The organism is Peribacillus sp. P4_B1, from assembly GCF_056402395.1.
The window spans coordinates 1-19,366 of the sequence record NZ_JBFUHM010000058.1 but is presented as its reverse complement, the minus strand read 5'-3'; the positions used below and the strand labels follow the sequence as shown (position 1 = coordinate 19,366).

Sequence of the window (19,366 nt, the reverse complement as noted above, 5' to 3'; positions counted from 1 at the left end):
GTTATATTGGAAGAGTTGCTTCCTCTTCTTTCTTGATACTTTGAATTTCAGCTTCTGTCAATTTCGTAATTGTAAAGCCAGTCATCGCATAAATGATAGAAATAACCGGGATGATAAAATTCAGAATCGCATATGGTGCATAATCGAATGCATGCACACCAAGTGTAGCTAAAATAAATACTCCGCAAGTATTCCAAGGAACAAATACCGAAGTCAATGTTCCGCCATCCTCAAGTGCGCGGGATAGGTTCTTCGAGTGTAATCCTTTATCACGATAAGCTTTTACATACATACGTGAAGGAATCACGATGGAAATATATTGTTCTGAGCATGTAATATTCGTCGCAAAGCATGATAAGACCGTTGATGCTACGATACTTCTTGATGTTTTTGCAAATTTTAATATTTGCTTTACGATCGCTTGAAGCATGCCTGTATTTTCAAGGATTCCACCAAATGTCATCGCAACAATGGTCATTGACACGGTGTACATCATTGAATCCAATCCGCCGCCGTTAAACAGCTTGTCGACCATTTTATTGCCCGTATCAATCACGAAGCCGCTTTGCAAAGCTGCTATTGCATTAGCCACGTTGCCACCTTGTATGAAAATTTGTGATAAGAAACCGAGCAAGACCCCTATTATCAATGCTGGAATGGCTGGAACCTTTTTAGCAACAAGAATAATGACGATTAACGGAATGATCAATAGGAATGGGGAAATGACAAAGCTATCCTGTAAAACACGGATCGTTTGTTCAATATTCGCAGCATCCATATCTCCTTTCCCAAAATCCCTCCCAAGAATGGCGTACACGACCAAGGCAATGATAAAGCCCGGAATCGTGGTGTAGAGCATATGGCGAATATGCACGAATAAATCTGTTCCTGTCAGCCCGGATGCAAGATTCGTCGTGTCTGAAAGCGGTGACATTTTATCACCAAAATATGAGCCTGAAATAATGGCCCCAGCAATCATTGGCGCAGGTATTCCCATACTTAGTCCAATCCCCATCCCAGCAACACCGATAGTCCCCATAGTTGACCACGAACTACCGATAGCCAATGATACCACTGCACAAATAACCGAGATGCTTACAAGAAAAAACGAAGGTGTGAGGATTTTGAGACCATAATATATCATGGTGGCAACAATTCCTCCGCCCATCCAAGCCCCAATCACCATCCCTACCAGAATAATGATGACGACTGCCGGCAGAGCGAGACGTATCCCCTTGTACATAGACTCTTCAATTTCACTCCACTTATATCCAGAACACAAAGCAACAATAGCTGCAACTGATGTTCCTAAAATAAGTGGAATATGTGGACCCTGTTCCAGCCAGACAACCGTAATTGCCATCATTACAATCATGACGATGAGCGGTATTATTGCAACACCGAATGACATTTCTTTTTTCATAAAGCATCCCCTTTGTTTTTAAGGTTAATTGAATGACTCTAGTATTTTGATAACTATTTAAAAACAAATAACACGTCGTTAAATAGCCGTTAATAGAATCATCATAATATTTCCATGGATATTCGTCAATTGATTTTTTTGAAAATTGAGTCTCTTTAGAGAATCGTTTGAACATCCCCTATCGTTACCAAACAAAACCCTGCAGTAACAACAGCAGTTTAAGAATTGATCTTCTAAGTCTTTTAATACGAGAATACCCTTGCCCCTACATCGGAAAATTTACTTTCTCAAGATAAGGACTTACAATACGAAGCCTACAATCATATTCTTGCATCTACCAAAGAAGAGGTGGACTGGGCTTATGAAGTATGGGAACAATTGAAGTTGGATTTAACACATTCTGATAGCCACCGAGGATCGAGGGCTGTCCAATTTCTTTCTGGTTTGGCAAAAAGTGACCCTGAGAAAAGAATGCTAGGGGATTTCCCATTGGTTTTTGGAAGTGACAAAAGAGAAAAAATTCGTCACAGCAAGACATAGCCAAGGACTTAGGAATTTGTTTATTGAAATAAAAGATGAGGAAATAAAGCAAATCGCATTGAATTTGGTTGAAAAAGAAGAGCATACAAAATATCAAAGGAAGTATGCAACTGAATGGAGAAATACGTAGACAATCTACGGATTTGTTGAATAGTCTGTCATGCTACGAGTCCATACAACCGTATTTGTTAATAGGATTTTCCAAGTGTTAACCTTCCTTCTATGAAGTTATTGACCTAATTTTTTACTATAATTATCAACGTGATTGTAATCTCCGTGTTAATCAATATTTATAAAAAGAGAAGTAGAGAAGATTTTGGTTTTTTCTTACCCTTTATTAGCTTAACGATTCCACTATTTTTACGTAGCAACTTATGGCCAATACCTTTATTTTTCATTGCTTATACATATATTGAAATTTCCGCACCCTATCATTTTCTATGGATGAAAATAATCTGATCGATATAATAATGTTTGCAATAGTCGAAATCGTTATTAGCATAATGAATGTTCATTACTTTAAAAAGATATACATTGAAAAAGCGCGGCTTTTAGGTGTTTTAATTTTACTCCCTTTCTATCAGCTCCATCCACACTCCTTAAAGGTATCACGATTCATTCCCATCAACTCCTTAACATCTTTAATACTAATTCTTCTTACATTTAGTTAAACGAGAAGCAAAAATAAAAAAATTTGCCTCTTATCAGGTTCTTAGTACTAATCTCTTTTTCTCCTAATAAACTTAATAAAATAACTATTTTAGGAGGGGCGCAATGTTTAATAAATCCACGAATAAAAAACCGAATGGTGATAATCCACTTATTTGTAAAATTAATGACGTCACATATCAAAAGTACCATCTATATAAGAAATCATATGAGCGGGAAGTATTGGTCATAAAAGATTACGGTGAAGATAGCGGTGTTACCAATAAAAGTATTGCGTTATTCGAAGCAGTTAAAGATCAATTTGACCGTTTTAAAATTGCAAAAATTGTTAAAGAAATTAATAAAGACAATATTTTGGTCGATAGCGATCTCATCCTTATAGACAAAAAAGGAAATGAGCTACACCTATCTGGTTGTAGTTGCGGGTATGCTGGAACTGGTTCACAGGGGACAGTTAAAATTTTGAATAAAGCTGGATTCGAGATAGATAGAAGGTTTGTGTTTTGTTCAAAAGGATTCACTCTTTTTCATCCAAATGAAGAAAAAGAACTTTATGGCGAACGTTTATAAGTTCCAATGAATCTAGAATAAATATTGGATCCACTTTAAATGCCATATAGAGATAAGATTCTCTACACAATTGTTGTCAAATTGTGTTCAGCCTGCTATTTCCCTTTTATTATGCAAAAAAGCCTTGGTACTGAGAAACTCAGCAATACCAAGGCTTTAAGGCTATTAGAACAATACATGTATTATAATTATTCACCATAAACCAGCAACTTCTAGTTGAAGTAAGATGCCTTAAAGACAGCTCTGATCATCAGCTAACACACCCGTTAGCTGTATAAAGCCTTATAAATCTGTTCTCCCCCAAAAATAAAAATCTCTTCTTCATCTTTACATAACTCAAAAACATCTTCGATTGTATGGGCATTTTCACAACCGTCAAAGTAAAATCTATGTCTATTGTCAAAATAATATTCCTTTGTGAGGTAAAGCCCTTCCGATTGACTCAAGGTTCTTTCTATCCAATATGATGTGAATTACCTTAGGGAGTTCAACAAAAGCTAGCTTTAATATTCTTTTACACTCTTCTTAATCCGCTGATTTAGTGATTAAATCATAAATATTTTTCAAATTAGTCTTAAAATATGTAGTAAAGTACCAGTCTTGATAAGCTTTTGGTACTAATATATCATCAATACTTTTCTTACTTTGGACGGACTCCGTCACCAATGTAAGAATATCATTTATGTAACCTTTCACTTCATGAAGTTCTTTCATTGAGCAAATTTCGCCATGCCCCGGTATGATAGTTTCTAGACCAAGAAGTTCAACTCGCTCCAAAATAGTTAGCCATTCCTGAGGATTTGCATTAATCATTACAGGATGATGCTTCGAGAGTACTAGATCCCCCATTACGGCAGTTTTTTCTTCAGGTATGTACACGAATGCATCACTTTGCGTGTGACCGCCACCATACGTGATAAGTTGTACGATCCGTTCACTACCATGAATACTCATCTGTTGATCAAAAGTTATCGTTGGTAGTGAATATATCAAATTAGGGAGTGTTTTCATGTACTCACGGTCACTAGCATTTTCCCATTGCATTTCCTTTTTAAGTTTTTCGTTTGTCTCTTGTTGTATTTTTACCTCAAAATCTTCAATAGCCTGATAAATCGGTTCCGGGTTTGACAACTGCTGTGTTACCCTGTTTTTTCCAAATACAGCCATAATTTCACGTGTAATAGATATAGAAATTATTTGTGCCTTGGGGCTAAACAGTTGATTCCCGCTTGTATGGTCACTGTGCCAATGTGTGTTGATTACATAGGAAACTGGGTTTCCAGTAAGGTATATTGCAGCCGCCTGCAAATCCTCTGCAGCCTGTATTGTCGTGAAGGTATCGACCACAAGCGTTGAATTACCTAGATCAATGATTGTTGCATTCCCTAAAGATCCGGTACCTGGGACCGAAATTGCTGCAAATATACCCTAAGCGACTTGATTCAGCCGGAAATGCTTTGATCCCTTAAATGTACCCATTCGATTTTTCATGAGTTACCTCTCCTCCTACCTAAAATTACTACTTATTAATGTCACTGGAACTGAACCAAATACATTTCTTTCCACTAGTTTATTTTCAAAAATAAAGTAAAGCAATTGTTAATGACAGAAGGTTTTATTTATTTTTTTGTTCTTCTTTTGCTTTTTCAAGGACATTTTGTATAAACGGTTCTTTTGCTTGAGTATATCCAGTTCTGTCTAGGTAATGCTCTACAGCTAAATCCTTTTTTAATTGATGATATTGTTTTAGTACATCAGAATGAGTTCTTAAATAATTTCTAAACAAAATATTATTATTCCAGTATCTACTTTCAAACTTGTATATATGTAAATGATGTGTTCCTGCTCTCCATTGTCCTCTTCTAAAAAACCTCCTTTCTGGAAATTCCTTATGAGCTACAAATTCATACCCTATTTGTTTTAAGGGTTCAATAAATTTGTCCGCTTCTTCTAAATCAATAACACCAACCATTATATCCAAAATGGGTTTTGCTCCTAATCCAATAACCGATGTACTCCCAATATGTTCAATGCAAATATTGTTCTTTTTTAAGACCCCCATTATCTTCTTTTTTTCCTGCTCGTATTCCTTCGACCAATTTGGATTATAATTTTCGATTACAACTGGTTTTTCCATATTCCCCACCCATATCATTTAATAGGAATTATTATATCTTGTTCTTGCTCTATGAGAAAAGAGCTGCCACAGCACCCCCCCTACCCAATTTCAGCATATACCGTGTAACTCCTAGCTTTTACTATGTCATTTACACTCTTTCCGTATGTTTCACGTTCATTATTAGCAAAATAGCTCGAGGGATAAATTACGGTATAATTCCTGGGTAATGAGTTGTAGTTGTTAATGAAGCCCATAAAAAAACGCCTTCCTCTCGTATTGATTCTACAAAAAGAATAGCGTTTTTCTTGTTTTGAGGATTGGCTTGATGGACGCGTGGCGGGCTCCCGTCTAATATTACTAATACCATTAGATTCTTTTTGAGGAACGCCGGAAATCCCTTGGGATAACGGCTGTTTGATATTTTTATACTCAAAACACGGCCTTTCAATGAAAAGCCGCTTTACAATCTGATTGAACAAACAATTTTACTGCTGGCTTAAGCTAAAATATGACCGCCTTCCACATGAAGAACGGTTCCAGTCACGAAACTATTTTGGAGCAAGTATAGTACACTTTGTCCAACGTCTTCAGCTCTTCCTATTCGTTTCAATTGAATTAAAGAGATTTGGATTAAATTTATAGAAGATTAAATATAGATCATTCTTTAATTTTGGGTGCTTCAATTATGAACGATATCAGACATGATTTGATTTATGGAAAATAAATGAATCGGCTATGGTTAGTTTTTACTAGCAGACGAGTTTAAATGTCTATGCCCACGTATCAAAGGAACCCGGAGAAAAAAGTGTGGATGGTTATTCTAAATACAAGGATAAGGCTCAAGATGAAATAGTATACCAGTTCCTTTTCATTATAAAATTAAAAAAAGCCTTGATAACTGAGAAACCCAGTAATACCAAGGCTTTAAAAAGTACATTGACACAAATTTTTGCGTCCCATAGATGAACCAGTGTACAACATACTTCTTAGCATAATCAGACATCAATAAACTTTACAAAATGCCTGTTTAATACATTCGTGAAAATAGACTCTGCACTATTAGGAATAAATGATTTATGGGGATTTAGCGGGCGAAATTTATTGGTGACAAATAAATCCTTATCACCACATCTCTAACTTACTGCCTTAAGAGTGGATGATTTATTTGAGAAGGAAGAAAATTTTAGAATTATTCTATTATCCATAATTTGAAAGGAGAAGGGACACTTTTTTTTGTGTCCCTTATCCGGGGTATAGTTCATAATAACGATCTTTTTAGAACCAACGCACTGTGCGTTCATTATGAACCTTTCAAGGCTTCTCTGTTATGTGTAGTCTTTTCCCCACATTTTTATATGTTTATTAGAAATACATTATTGTAGGTGGTTTTGCTGTCCCATTTGGCCATATTGTTGCTGACCTTGTTGATTTCCCATTTGCTGTCCGGATTGTTGCTGCCCCCCGATCATTTGTTGTAACTGCTGTTGGGCCTGACTTACAGCTTGATTCATTTGAGTTAATGCTCGATTACTTTGAACATATTGGGAAGCTTGATTTAAAGTTTGAATTGCTTGTTGAATAGATTCCTGTAATTGTTGATCTGTTTGTTGTAATTGTTGTTGTGTTTGACCACTTAATTGTTGAATCTGTTGCGATAATTGATTTTGTTGACCCTGTGATTGTTGTTGATTTTGTTGACCCAGCTGCTGGCCGGATTGTTGTTGCCCTTGTTGTATTTTTGATAGTGAAGATTGCAGGTTATTTAATTGATTTCTAAAGTCACTTAAATCTTGTCCAATCTCAACATCCACACTTTTTCTAACCTCAGATTCAATTTTTTTCTTGGTGTTATTATCCATAAAAATCCCTCCATATTTAATAATGAAACCTTTAAAAGTCCTTTAGTATGATGCCCGATTGATTGATTAAATATCCAATTAAATTTTTCTAGAACGGATTGATGATGAGTGGATTGCTCAACTTCTTTGTCATGGGTTATTGGAAGCAAGCTTTGCGTGACGCTCGTTAAAGAAGAAAAAAGATGAGTTAATCCTTACCCTGAGTTGATATGTGAACTCTCATCAAAAGTATAACCTTTAGTCCGTAATCCACTTTTATACCTTCCAATGACAACTTTATTTCTTGTTTTTTTCCTCCTTTTTATCCTTTAAAGAGTAAGCAGTATGTATTACAATATATCAATAGTTATAAAATGGTATTTTAGTTAATAATTACTGATTACTATTAGGGGGCTAAGTAATGGGAATTTCCTGTAATTCAGACCGATTATCATTTGAATCGAAATCATAGTAATATTCTGCTTGTCGTTAAAATTTTAAAGAACCTTATTGCATATTTAATAAGGCCACCCAAAAAGGAGAAACTTTTAAATTTATATTGAAATTAATTTTATCAGTCAGAATACGATACAATCTTATGTATTTAGGTTTGTGAGTAATTTTTTGAAAATTCTTTTTTCGAAAAAGTAAAATATAATTCATTCATGGAGGTTTTAATTTGGCTAATAAAGTACCATTTTCATTTATTGTAGTTATTGGTTTAATGTTATTTGCTCTATTTTTTGGGGCAGGAAATTTAATTTTCCCACCAATGCTTGGGCAATCAGCAGGAATGAATATCTGGTCAGCAAATGCAGGGTTTTTAATAACAGGAGTTGGCTTACCGTTACTTGGTGTGTTAGCACTTGGTTTTTCGGGGAAAGATGATTTACAGTCGTTAGCAAGTCGTGTACATCCTGTATTTGGTATTGTATTCACAACCATTCTTTATTTAGCCATTGGTCCTTTATTTGCTTTGCCTAGATCAGGCAACGTTTCTTTTGAAATCGGTGTAAAACCTTTTTTGTCCGAAAATTCAGGCCCAGTTCCTTTACTTATTTTTACAATCATCTTTTTTAGCATTACGTGCCTTTTTTCGATCAATCCCGCGAAAGTTGTCGGAATTGTCGGGAAAATATTAACACCAATCAAGATAACGTTCATTGGAATCCTAGTAGTAGTTGCTTTTAATCATCCAATCGGAGATTTTCAAGCACCTATTAAAAATTATTCAGTTCAACCATTTTTTAATGGGTTTAGAGAAGGTTATTTAACAATGGATACGCTTGCATCTTTTGTTTTTGGCATCATCATCATTAATGCCATTAAAGAAAAAGGTGCTAGAACAAAAAAACAAATTATGGTTGTTTGTGCAAAAGCAACTGGAATTGCTGCCTTTTTCCTGGCAACCATGTATTCAGCTCTTTCTTATATGGGGGCTACAAGTGTAGAAAAACTTGGGCACCTGGAAAATGGAGGTACTATATTAGCAAAAGTCTCGGATTATTATTTTGGAGCTTATGGCGGGATATTATTAGGATTAATGATTACAGTAGCTTGTTTAACAACAAGCGTAGGACTTGTTACATCCTGTTCTTCCTTCTTCCATAAACTATTTCCAAAGGTACCTTACAAAACAATTGCTATTAGTTTATCTATTTTTAGTGCAATAGTTGCTAATATTGGGCTAACACAGTTAATTACTGTTTCTGTTCCTCTCTTAACAGCTATTTATCCATTAGCTATTGTATTAATTTTCCTAACATTTTTTCATTCTTTAATTAAAGGGAAAGCTGAAGTGTATCAAGGAAGCTTACTTTTAACATTTATAATTAGTTTATTTGATGGATTAAATCGAGCTGGTATATACTTTTCATCCATTAATAATTTTTTTAATAAAATTCTTCCTATGTACGATGTAGGACTAGGATGGATTATCCCAGCAATTGTTGGAGGATTTATAGGGTTTAGCAGTAGCATACTACGAGGTAAATTTGGTCTTAATCCTCCAACTAGAATAGTTAAATAAATAATACATATTAAAAAAAGGTCAACCAGTAATTTTTTTACTGGTTGACTTTATAATAGGAACAGCACCTGTTAGCTGCCTTGAAAAGGTGAACATGCCCTTAAAGAAAAAGCGCTGCCGAAGCAACTCCCTTATAAAGTAAAGTACCTATTAGCATAAACCGGGCTCCATTTTCAATCTAATGTGATTCATCATGTAATAACCTTTTCTCCATAGTCCTCAATCTATTTAAAACCCTCTATACTTAATAAAATTAAAGAGCCTTACAAAAGGCACTTTAATCACTGTTACATCTCTTATTTATCTTTCCTTACAAGTAGTGAACAGCACTCCACGTGTCCAGAGTGTATGTGGCAACACATGGGGGGATGGTGAGACCATAACAAAAAATCCCCCCAAACTCTTATTCTGGGGGAACATAAAACGCACTTCAATATCCTTCTAAAATCCGCTAAAAATATTGATTCCTGCGGGCGGATCCAATTATATACTTAGTAAATTCCCACCGAATCAAATCCGGCAGCAGCTGCAGCCTCTTCCTTGCTGCCTTCACCATAAATATCAATTGCAGACTGAACAATAGCCTTACGAGCGTCACTAAAATCGGAATTTGGCGTTAAATAAACGCTTATTGAACGATAGTAGATTTGTCCTAACTTGTGCCTTCCAATTTCTTGACCAATCAAATATGCAGCGTGGTTTGTAATCGAGGAATTAACATGGACACCGCCGCCATCTACCGAAGTTGGCATGTGATAAAATTCATCCATATGAGCCGGATAGACTCCACTGCCATATGCAGCTCTTTCCGCATTACTTACTACAACACTGTTGGGATTACTTAAGCTGCGCAATCTCGTTACACCGTCAGCTTTAGCAGCTGGTGCCATAATATCCTCACCCATTTCCCAATCATCATCGTCAACAAGTGCACCAAAGACGTCAGCAAATGATTCGTTTAGTGCTCCAGATTGATTACGGTAAACTAAATTTGCTGTATGAGTGATGACGCCATGAGTCATTTCGTGGGCAGCAACGTCAAGACCGGCTGATAGTGAAATAAAGTACTCACCGTCACCATCCCCATAGGTCATCCAACGCCCATTCCAGGATGCATTGTTGTAATTATTGCCATAGTGTACCTTAGAAATGATGGCCATTCCTTCACCATCAAGAGAATTTCGGCCATGCTCATTAAGGTAATAATCATATACCTTTTCCGAATTATAGTGTGCATCGACAAGAGCCCGATCATAATCGCCGATAAATGCAGCAGAATTCCCCACATATAGAGTATCATTACTGGAACTATTATCATTTTTAGCATCATACGTAAGTATTCCATCAAGACCATTATGAGAGTAATCAGCTAACGCAAACTGAGTTCCAGATTTAGGTTCCTTCACTTGGGTAATATGTAATTCCCTGTGAGCACCATGTACCCCTTTTCCAGCACCTTTTTGTGTTTTCATTTCATCAGCATGCATTAAACCATTATACTTATCGATGATTTCTCCCGTGTTTGCATCCACAAAGACAAACCAGTTGCCAGGCTCATCTCCCATGAAGTTAACATTCACTTTATAAGCTGTATGATTCTTTCCTTCAAAAGGATAGACTACAAGCTCAGAAGTTGGCTCATACGTTAGCTCTTCAGGGGCATTGACAGATGATAGTGCCTGCTTAAGTGCTGCATCACTGCTTAAGGAGGCAGTCGTGTCCACCGCATCATCGGCAATCGTCTGATTTACTCTTCCGTTGACGGATACGACTTCATTATTCTTATTAAAATGAACAATAACTTCGGATCCTTCTACGTTCACACGATTTATTGATTGATTAAAGCGAACGTGGGTCATACCGAGTTTATCTTTTTGTGAATCTTTTACTTTTAGGTTTTTATCTGGATTTTTAATTCCGGTTTTACCTTCGTTCTTCTTTAAATAATTTAGTGCATTGGAAGTGTTGCTAGAAGAGAATTTCTCAGCAAATCGCTCCTTCACAAAAACAGGAACGTTTGCCTTCTCATTCCACTTAGAAGCTTGTACACTACTAGCCACCATCGAATCAACCGGCTTCGCAAATACATTACCGGCTGGGATAGAACCTACCAACAACGCTGACGATAGAACTGCAGGAACAATAAACTTTTTCTTCAATACGATACCCCCCAATTTTTTCCATCGACTTCATTATAGATTAATAAAAGTTAATTTACATGAATATTTGGAATTATCTTAATTTTATAAAAACTATTAAAACCCGGATGACATCTTATGTTAGGTACAATTAACCACTTGACATGGTGATGAAATTAAAAATACCTTTAAATTTATTGGATTTTCTATACTTTTTTTGTAGTTAATTTAAACTAATTATAAAAGGTTGATTAATTAATTAATTAATTAACCTATGGGGTCATTAATAAGGGGGGATAAAATAGTGATATTCCCCCTTTATTGCATTTCTCGACGGCCTGTCTATACTGTCTCGTTTTCTTTATTCTTGAGAAGCCAAGATAAAAGAAGAAGAAGATACTAAATCAATAAATTTGAAAGCCCTTTGCTATATATGCTAGCAAAGGGTTCATTTTTTCTTCCTTAAAATCATTTGTTCCTCCAGAATATTCTTTTGCTGCTTTGATACAAAATAATTATAATAGATAACTACTTTTTTACAGCAACAACTCTTTAAACTCTTCTATAAACCTTCAATCCAAAAATATATGAAATTAATATTATTAACACCATCCAACCGAACGACACCCACAGATCATTTCCAACAGGCTGCGAGTCTAACAGATTTCTAATAGTTTGAATAATCGGTGTCATTGGTTGATTTTCCGCAAAGATTCGGATGATCTTCGGCATTCCTTCGACAGGAACAAATGCAGAACTGACAAAAAGCAGCATTATTAAGATATATGAAAAAGAACTTGCTCCTTCAATACCTTTAGCAGCCAATCCAAATGGCACTGAAATCCACGTTAATGTTAGCGAAAAGAGAGTGATCAATAGTGCCACAAGTAGCCATTCAGCAAATGTTGCATCACTTCTAAATCCAGCTATAAATCCTACTATTAATACGACCATTATTGAAACTAACATAAAAATAACTGAAGCTATTACCTGCCCCCCCAGTACAGATGATTTGGCTATGGGCATTGACTTAAATCTGTCAAACATCCCTGAGGTTTTGTCTAAATTTATCCGTAACGAGGTGTAAGCAGATCCTGTAGCAATCGTCATTAACAGAATTCCGGGAAGAATATAATTAATATACTCATCTTCAGACACCCCAGCAATTTGAATGGCACCGCCGAATATGAAAACCATACCCAATAACATCATAACCGGCATCGCGACAACCGTAAGAAGCGTGTCGATACTACGTATATTATGTTTAATGATCCGATCTGCAAGCGTTAATGTATCACTTAAATTTTGAAAAACATTCATAATTTTCATCCTTTCGAAAGTGTCATAAATACATCATCAAGGGTTGGAGTAGTCATTTTGAAGGTTTTGAGGTCAATTTTTTCAGTTGTTAGGGCATTCAATACTTTCAATGTCGTTTGAATTTCTTTATCTAAATCTATGGAAATCTCAAAGTCTGCATTTTTGATCGGAGAATAAGATTCCAAAAGTTTTAAAGCTTTCTCGGCGTCTTGATTTCGATTAAATACAAGAAGTAATTTATCTACTCCAGCAATTCGTTTCATTTCATCTGGGGTCCCGCTGGCAACAATTTTCCCTTCTCGTAAAAAGCCTATTTGATCGGCTAAATAATCTGCTTCTTCTAAATATTGAGTCGTTAAAAAGATGGTTTTCCCTTGGTACTTCATTTCTTTAATCGTATTCCAAAGCTCCTGCCTGCTATTCGGATCCAATCCAGTAGTAGGTTCATCCAGAAAAATGATATCTGGATTCCCAACTAAACTCATGGCTAAGTCAAGACGACGACACATTCCTCCTGAATAATTTGAAACAGCTTTATCTTTGGCTTCAGTCAGATCAAACTTTTCTAACAAACTTTCGGCAACTTTTCTCGGGTTGCGTTCGTGTCGTAATTTAGCAATTAAATAAAGGTTTTCGTATCCAGTGAGTACTCCGTCAACAGTGGTATTCTGGGAACTAAAGCTAAATAACTTTTGTGCCAATACCGGATTGTTAGCGACATCTATGTCTTGGATTGTCACTTTCCCTCCATCACTATTTAGTAACCCGGTAACAATTTTTAATAGGGTACTTTTCCCAGCACCGTTCGCCCCTAATAAGGCATATACGGAACCTTGCTTCAAAGTGATATTGACATCCTTTAAAACCTCATTCCCTTTAAAGCTCTTTTTTACATTTTTGATGTTAAGGACTGTTGAATTCATGGCTCTCTCTCCTTTACTCAATTGAATCCCTTAATTTTTTTTTCATTTTATCCATCCATGTTTCTTCTGGAAATTCTGCTAATAATGAGTCGGCAAATTCGGCAATACCATCTCCAACTACTTTTCGTACGCTTAAGCCATCCGTAGCACTATTCTCAAACATCTCTAAAATATTTTTTAAAATCTCAAACATGCCTGATCCCTTTGCAAAATTCCACATGTATTTTTCAATTGCTTTCATCGCCTTTCTGTATTCTTCTGGTAATTTATTCACTCGTTTTTTATAGGCACGATATTCTCTTTTTTCTTGCATCATTTTTTTTAACATTTCTTTTCTCCTTTATTTCATTCATTTTTTCTTCTAAGAATGTCCAACGCTCCCAAAATTCCTTTAACTCTTGTTCTCCTTTAGCGTTTAGCGTGTAAAATTTTCTCGCAAGTCCAAGCTCTGACTTTATCTTCTCAATCTCGACGAGCCCTTTTTTCTCGATTCGAACAAGAATGGTGTAGACAGTTCCTTCCACAATATCGCCAAATCCTAAATCGTTTAGATACTTGGTAATTTCATAGCCGTAAGTTTCTCCAGCATGGATCTTTTGAAGCACCACCCCTTCAAGAACACCTTTAAGCATTTCAGTTAAATCTTTCATATATCCTCCTAACAAACTACTTAGCATTACCGAGTACTACTATATAGTATTACAAAGTAGCTGTTGTGTGCAACCCATTTTTTATTTTTATTTACTTCTTTTATATTTATGTAGTAAAACCGAACATTCTTACCTCCCGAAAGAGGAGGGAAAAAACATCTGACTGATTTTAAAGAGGCGGCGGTAGAAAGAGGAAATTACATGAACACACCTTTATCAAAAGTCCCAACCCATCTTTTTGGCCCAGTTGGACTCTCCGTTTTCGTTCAGTTCTTTCCAGTGTGGAACGGAATTTTATTAATTTACGATTGGGATTTTTTCAGATATTGGCATAAAAAAACCGAAGGTCTGCCGGGAAAAGTACCGGAAAAACCTTCGTTTTTGGAAACTTATTTTTATTTAAGTACCCTTAATTTTTTCTAAGGAAGGGAACTTTTTTATAGAGACAAAACATCGAGACTTTATTTCAAATCCATAAAAATACATCAGATTGAGTAAATTATAAAATGAAAAAACAAGATTATTCATTTAATCAAAATTAAAGAGAAAATGGGAATGAAAAAGGATCTTCAAACGGGACTGTTGACAAACTAAAGAATTTCATAACCGGACACAAGATATAGTAAACAAAAAAAAGATAAACACTACATTCAGTAGATGTTCATCTTTCTTTGTTTAAAGGGGGATTTGTCAACAGCCCCAAACGAAGATCCTTTTGTGCTGTTTTTTCAACTAAAGTGCATACGGATAATGAGTTCTTCAACACCTGATTCATACGATATTATTAACAATGAATGCCTTTTCTCATTTAAGTAAAACTACCATTACTTTATTAGTCTTTTAAAAATGTTAGTAACGCTTCATTAAATTCTTTTGGATGAGTTGCGTGTAATCCATGCGGACCACCCTTTATTAGAGCGAGTTTACTACCAGGAATGGAATCATATGTACGTTTTCCACTTAACTCAAAAGGTACAGTTGCATCAGAGTCACCGTGAATAATAAGAGTAGGAATATTGATCTTTTCCAAGTCCTTTCTAAAATCTGTCTTACTAAAGGCCGTTATACAATCGAGCGTTCCCTTAGGAGAGGCACTAGCTGCAATATCCCGATTATATAAACGGAATGGCTCACTAACTAAATCTGTTTGATTACCAGCCGCGAAAAATCCCTTTGTAAAATTGTCAAGAAATGCAAGGCGGTCATTTATCACGCCACTTTTGAATTCTTCAATTGTTGCATCATCTAATGCTCCTTCAGGATGATCCTCTGATTTGTATAAATAAGGAGGAACTGCTCCAGCAAAAACAGCCTTTTCAACACGATCTGTTCCATACGAACTAATGTACCGAGCTACCTCACCTCCACCCATCGAAAAACCAACAAGTGTGGCATTTTGAAGATTTAAATGTTCCAACAGTTTATGTAAATCAGAAGCAAGTGTATCATATTCATATCCTTCCCACGGCTGAGATGATTTTCCAAATCCTCGGCGATCATATGTTATGACTCTGTAACCTGCTTCAATAAGAGCTGGCACCTGATATTCCCAAGAGCGTCCACTTAAAGGCCAACCATGTATTAAGACAATGGGTTTCCCTGAACCCTGATCCTCATAATAAAGTTCAATTGGAGCATGATTTTCATTACCTACAGTAAATTTTGCCATATAAAAATTCCTCCCATGAAGTTTCTTTATTAACCCTATATTCTTGCTTAGCTGATCAAAAAAACTCTTTATCCAAAACATTTAAAATACTTTTTTTACATAATGTTTATAGGATTATTATATTCCCAACTATTAAAATTGCAAAATTATGAAAAAAATATATTAATTACAATTTATTTGTTTAAACCAAGGTGTGTAAATCATTGAAAAAAATTAAAACTGAAAAATCGAATAAGTGATTTCTAAGCAACTCCAATTGGGGTATCTACAATTAAGGGAATTAGGAATCACAGCCGTTCCTAAAATCAAGGCTTATTTGTCGATTTCACTTGCAAATTTTAAAAGGCCCTGCGATACCAGTAAGCTTCAACTTCATCAACAGTCAATTGATGCCCACTATTTTCCCAATGAACTTCAATTTTTGCATTAGCCTTTTCAAATAAGGATTGAAGTTCAGTAGATTCCATCGGCGAACATATAGGATCATTTTTACCTGCAGCAATAAAGACTGATTTTCCTGACAAATCAGGAAGAACAATTCCTTTTCTCGGTACCATCGGGTGATGGAGAATGGCTCCCTTTAATGCATTTTGATAGTGAAATAATAAACTAGCAGCTATATTAGCTCCATTTGAGTATCCAATAGCTATCATGTTGTCTCGATCAAAATTATACTTTGCAGCAGACTCATCAAGAAACTCATTTAATTCTTTTGTACGGAAAATCAGATCTTCCTCATCGAATACACCTTCAGCTAATCTCCGGAAGAATCGAGGCATTCCATTTTCCAATACATTTCCGCGGACACTTAGCACTGATGCCCCGTCATCAATTCTTCCCGCTATAGGTAATAAATCTAATTCATTTCCGCCAGTACCATGCAGTAATAATAACGTTGGTTTCGTTGAATCTTTACCCTTATTAAATATATGTTTCATGATTGGTCTCCCTCCAGAACACGAACTTCCACAGTAGGTAAGGCTTCTTCTAATTCTTCTCGTTTTGGCTCCAGCCAAGATGGTAACATCAGTTTATTACCAAGCTCAGCGACAGCTTCATCAACGGAAAAGCCTGGCGGATCGGTCGCTATTTCAAAAAGAATACCACCTTGTTCATGGAAATACACAGCATTGAAGTAGTTTCGATCACGAATCTCAGTCGGATAATACTCCTTATCTTGAAGAAGTGTTCTCCATCTCAAAAGATCTTGGTCATCCTTTGCCCTCCATGCGATATGGTGAACGGTTCCGGCCCCTTTTAACCCGCGAACCGAAGGAGTTAGCTTAATATCAATTGTATTTCCAAACTGACCATCCGATTTAAACCTAAGGAAGCTCGCTTCTTGCCCAAGACATTCAAGCCCTAATACGTTTTCAAGCACATCCGCAGTTTTATTAGGTTGAGTTGAAATTAATATAGCCCCACCAAACCCTTTAATTGCGACCTCTGAATCGACTTCTCCAAAACTCCAATTATTTTTTGGGCCTTCATTACGTTCCACTAATTCAATTTCGAGACCATCCGGATCTTGAAATTGTAAATATTTTTCTCCAAAACGTAGGGATTGAATAAACCTAATTCTAAATTTTTTCAAACGATTTTCCCAAAATTCAATGGATTGATTTGGGATGATAAAACTGGTTACTCCAACCTGTCCTGTGCCAATTCGACCTTTTAACTGGTTTGACCACGGAAAAAAAGTTATAACAGACCCAGGTTGACCAGTTTCATTTCCAAAATAAAGATGATAGACCTCTGGACGATCAAAGTTTATCGTCTTTTTTACAAGTCTTAACCCCAGTATGCCAGCATAAAAATCAATACTTCTTTGGGCATCGTTCACCATTGCTGTAATATGATGGATCCCTGTTGTTTTTTGCAAACTCACCATTCCCATTCTTTTCATTACTTTGATTAAGAAATTAATTAAGTCTCGCTATGGAAAAACTCTCACCTAATTTTGCATAATTTGTACCAGCTAACCAGGTCACAACTTTAATTCTCTTACCTCAAATGGTAAAATACTTTGTTTAATCTGCTCTCTAAACTGTTCATACTGCTCTGGCAACATTAATTTTTCTCCCATCGTCGCTTCAGATTCATCGTGAGAAAATCCAGGAGGATCTGTTGCAATCTCAAAGAGAATTTCCCCGTGTTCTTTAAAGTAAATCGCATTAAAATAGTTTCGATCTCGTACAGGAGTTACCTCATATCCGTTTTCCTCAACATATTTTTGCCATTCCAATTGGTCTTGATCATCCTTTGCCCGCCATGCAATGTGATGTACGGTTCCAGCACCCATTGTCCCGCGTCCAATTGGCGTTAATTTTAAGTCAATGACATTGCCAATTTCTGCTGAAGAACGGTAACGTGCAAAGCCGCCTTCCTTGCCGATTAATTCTAGTCCCAATATGTTTTCTAACAATACAGCCGTTTGGTCAGGATAGGCCGATAATAAAGTAGCACCGCCAAAGCCTTTAATAGCTACCTCAGGTGTCACCCCGCCAAAGGTCCATGTATTTACTTCGCCTTCTTCCCTTTCAACAATTTCCAAGTGTAGCCCATGTGGGTCATCAAATTCCAAGTATTCCTCGCTAAAGCGCTCCCTTACAGTAAAAGGAATATTGAAAGATTCCAGTCTTTTTTTCCAGAACTTTATAGCTCCTTTTGGAACAACATAAGATGTAACGCCTACTTGACCATCACCAATTTTCCCTTGACTAGCTCCTGCCCATGGAAAAAATGTCATGATTGTTCCTGGTTTTCCACCCTCATTACCAAAATAAAGATGGTAGGTACCTGGGTCATCAAAATTGACAGTTTTTTTCACTAAACGTAAACCTAATACACCTGCATAGAAATCAACATTCTCTTGAGGATGACCAACAATTGCAGTAATGTGGTGAATACCCATCGTTTTTTTACTCATTTTATTTTCACTCCCCTTTTTATTCCGGTTAGACACTAACCTTAAAAAAGCATCGCCAATTTGTCGATAATTGTATATACGACTTTAAGGGTGTTTTTTCCTTTATGCGAAGTTTTTTATTGTCTATAAATATTTGATCTTTAATTTTATTAAAAAAAGAATCTTGAAAATTATTCACTATATCCATTATTAAGTTTGGTTAAATAAAGGGGTATCGCCCAACATTTTTGATATAAAAGTGATATTGATGATATATGATTTCCAATGATTCATATGAAATAGGTCGGAAGGAGAAAATAGTTATAGTTAAGGTTGTCATTATTGAAGTTTTCACCAGGAAGCTATATTGAATTTGYGATTACTATTTGAAATAGCAAGAAGATTCACCTTTATTCAATCAGAGAAGCAGATAGCTATTTATGGTGACTTTCTTTTCTTCCATTTCTGCACTCCCTCCAATTTTTTTATAGTTACTAGTATGCTGGAAATATAAAGTGATTGGAAAATAAAATAATATAGATATAGTCTATTTGCCATAGCTGCAAACAC

General features: G+C 35.9%; 17 protein-coding genes and 2 pseudogenes. 4 read left to right on the top strand and 15 right to left on the bottom strand.

The features are described from left to right. Position 1 precedes the first annotated feature (1 nt). Positions 2 to 1,423 carry a Na+/H+ antiporter NhaC gene (gene nhaC / locus AC1DVK_RS22970; protein ID WP_061462578.1) on the bottom strand — a complete coding sequence of 474 codons (1,422 nt, stop codon included), beginning with the start codon at positions 1,421 to 1,423 and terminating at the stop codon, positions 2 to 4. Positions 1,424 to 1,925: 502 nt separating this feature from the next. On the opposite strand from nhaC, the gene AC1DVK_RS22965 reads away from it, so the two are divergent. Together AC1DVK_RS22965 and AC1DVK_RS22960 are read left to right on the top strand one after the other, a co-directional pair. Beyond that, complete coding sequence (locus AC1DVK_RS22965; protein WP_477627453.1) at positions 1,926 to 2,093, top strand: hypothetical protein; 168 nt, start codon at positions 1,926 to 1,928, stop codon at positions 2,091 to 2,093. A 644-nt stretch (positions 2,094 to 2,737) separates the two neighbouring features. Beyond that, positions 2,738 to 3,202 (top strand): hypothetical protein, encoded by a 465-nt coding sequence (locus AC1DVK_RS22960; protein WP_061462576.1) that lies wholly within the window; start codon positions 2,738 to 2,740, stop codon positions 3,200 to 3,202. 272 nt (positions 3,203 to 3,474) lie between these two features. Here the strand turns inward: AC1DVK_RS22960 and AC1DVK_RS22955 are convergent. The 5 genes and pseudogenes from AC1DVK_RS22955 to AC1DVK_RS22935 all read right to left on the bottom strand — a co-directional run. Continuing rightward, positions 3,475 to 3,670: pseudogene (locus tag AC1DVK_RS22955) on the bottom strand (dihydrofolate reductase); the annotation flags it as partial. A gap of 57 nt (positions 3,671 to 3,727) precedes the next feature. Beyond that, positions 3,728 to 4,615 carry an MBL fold metallo-hydrolase gene (locus AC1DVK_RS22950; RefSeq protein WP_477627462.1) on the bottom strand — a complete coding sequence of 296 codons (888 nt, stop codon included), beginning with the start codon at positions 4,613 to 4,615 and terminating at the stop codon, positions 3,728 to 3,730. A gap of 202 nt (positions 4,616 to 4,817) precedes the next feature. Then, positions 4,818 to 5,339 carry a GrpB family protein gene (locus tag AC1DVK_RS22945; RefSeq protein WP_477627452.1) on the bottom strand — a complete coding sequence of 174 codons (522 nt, stop codon included), beginning with the start codon at positions 5,337 to 5,339 and terminating at the stop codon, positions 4,818 to 4,820. A gap of 478 nt (positions 5,340 to 5,817) precedes the next feature. Beyond that, positions 5,818 to 5,937, bottom strand: a pseudogene (locus tag AC1DVK_RS22940) (SDR family oxidoreductase); the annotation flags it as partial. A gap of 757 nt (positions 5,938 to 6,694) precedes the next feature. Then, on the bottom strand, positions 6,695 to 7,180 hold the full coding sequence (locus AC1DVK_RS22935; RefSeq protein ID WP_208857050.1) for a hypothetical protein: 486 nt from the start codon (positions 7,178 to 7,180) through the stop codon (positions 6,695 to 6,697). A gap of 658 nt (positions 7,181 to 7,838) precedes the next feature. Between AC1DVK_RS22935 and brnQ the strand changes: the two genes are divergently transcribed. Next, the gene (gene brnQ, locus AC1DVK_RS22930) at positions 7,839 to 9,188 is read left to right on the top strand and encodes a branched-chain amino acid transport system II carrier protein (protein ID WP_477627451.1); all 1,350 of its coding nucleotides are present in this window, start codon (positions 7,839 to 7,841) and stop codon (positions 9,186 to 9,188) included. A 491-nt stretch (positions 9,189 to 9,679) separates the two neighbouring features. Here the strand turns inward: brnQ and AC1DVK_RS22925 are convergent, their stop codons facing one another. The 5 genes from AC1DVK_RS22925 to AC1DVK_RS22905 form a co-directional block, all read right to left on the bottom strand. Further along, positions 9,680 to 11,347, bottom strand: a complete 1,668-nt coding sequence (locus AC1DVK_RS22925; RefSeq protein WP_477627461.1) for a M4 family metallopeptidase — start codon at positions 11,345 to 11,347, stop codon at positions 9,680 to 9,682. Between the two features lie 531 nt (positions 11,348 to 11,878). Continuing rightward, a complete protein-coding gene (locus AC1DVK_RS22920) occupies positions 11,879 to 12,646 on the bottom strand; it encodes an ABC transporter permease (protein WP_410862118.1) in 768 nt (255 codons plus the stop codon). 5 nt (positions 12,647 to 12,651) lie between these two features. Next, positions 12,652 to 13,569, bottom strand: coding sequence for an ABC transporter ATP-binding protein (locus AC1DVK_RS22915; protein WP_061462564.1), 918 nt, complete (start codon positions 13,567 to 13,569; stop codon positions 12,652 to 12,654). 13 nt (positions 13,570 to 13,582) lie between these two features. Next, positions 13,583 to 13,897 (bottom strand): DUF1048 domain-containing protein, encoded by a 315-nt coding sequence (locus tag AC1DVK_RS22910; protein ID WP_410862117.1) that lies wholly within the window; start codon positions 13,895 to 13,897, stop codon positions 13,583 to 13,585. Next, positions 13,851 to 14,219 carry a PadR family transcriptional regulator gene (locus AC1DVK_RS22905; RefSeq protein WP_410862116.1) on the bottom strand — a complete coding sequence of 123 codons (369 nt, stop codon included), beginning with the start codon at positions 14,217 to 14,219 and terminating at the stop codon, positions 13,851 to 13,853. The genes AC1DVK_RS22910 and AC1DVK_RS22905 overlap by 47 nt, the downstream gene beginning before the upstream one ends. 201 nt (positions 14,220 to 14,420) lie before the next feature. On the opposite strand from AC1DVK_RS22905, the gene AC1DVK_RS22900 reads away from it, so the two are divergent. Beyond that, positions 14,421 to 14,642 (top strand): hypothetical protein, encoded by a 222-nt coding sequence (locus AC1DVK_RS22900; RefSeq protein ID WP_061462561.1) that lies wholly within the window; start codon positions 14,421 to 14,423, stop codon positions 14,640 to 14,642. Positions 14,643 to 15,051: 409 nt separating this feature from the next. Here AC1DVK_RS22900 and AC1DVK_RS22895 read toward each other — a convergent pair whose 3' ends face one another. From AC1DVK_RS22895 to AC1DVK_RS22880, 4 genes are all read right to left on the bottom strand, one after another. Continuing rightward, on the bottom strand, positions 15,052 to 15,888 hold the full coding sequence (locus AC1DVK_RS22895) for an alpha/beta fold hydrolase (RefSeq protein WP_410862115.1): 837 nt from the start codon (positions 15,886 to 15,888) through the stop codon (positions 15,052 to 15,054). Between the two features lie 338 nt (positions 15,889 to 16,226). Continuing rightward, complete coding sequence (locus AC1DVK_RS22890) at positions 16,227 to 16,826, bottom strand: alpha/beta hydrolase (RefSeq protein WP_477627450.1); 600 nt, start codon at positions 16,824 to 16,826, stop codon at positions 16,227 to 16,229. Beyond that, positions 16,823 to 17,779 carry a ring-cleaving dioxygenase gene (locus AC1DVK_RS22885; RefSeq protein ID WP_410862142.1) on the bottom strand — a complete coding sequence of 319 codons (957 nt, stop codon included), beginning with the start codon at positions 17,777 to 17,779 and terminating at the stop codon, positions 16,823 to 16,825. Before AC1DVK_RS22885 ends, AC1DVK_RS22890 begins: the two co-directional genes overlap by 4 nt. A gap of 96 nt (positions 17,780 to 17,875) precedes the next feature. After that, positions 17,876 to 18,817, bottom strand: coding sequence for a ring-cleaving dioxygenase (locus tag AC1DVK_RS22880; protein ID WP_477627449.1), 942 nt, complete (start codon positions 18,815 to 18,817; stop codon positions 17,876 to 17,878). Positions 18,818 to 19,366 lie beyond the last annotated feature (549 nt).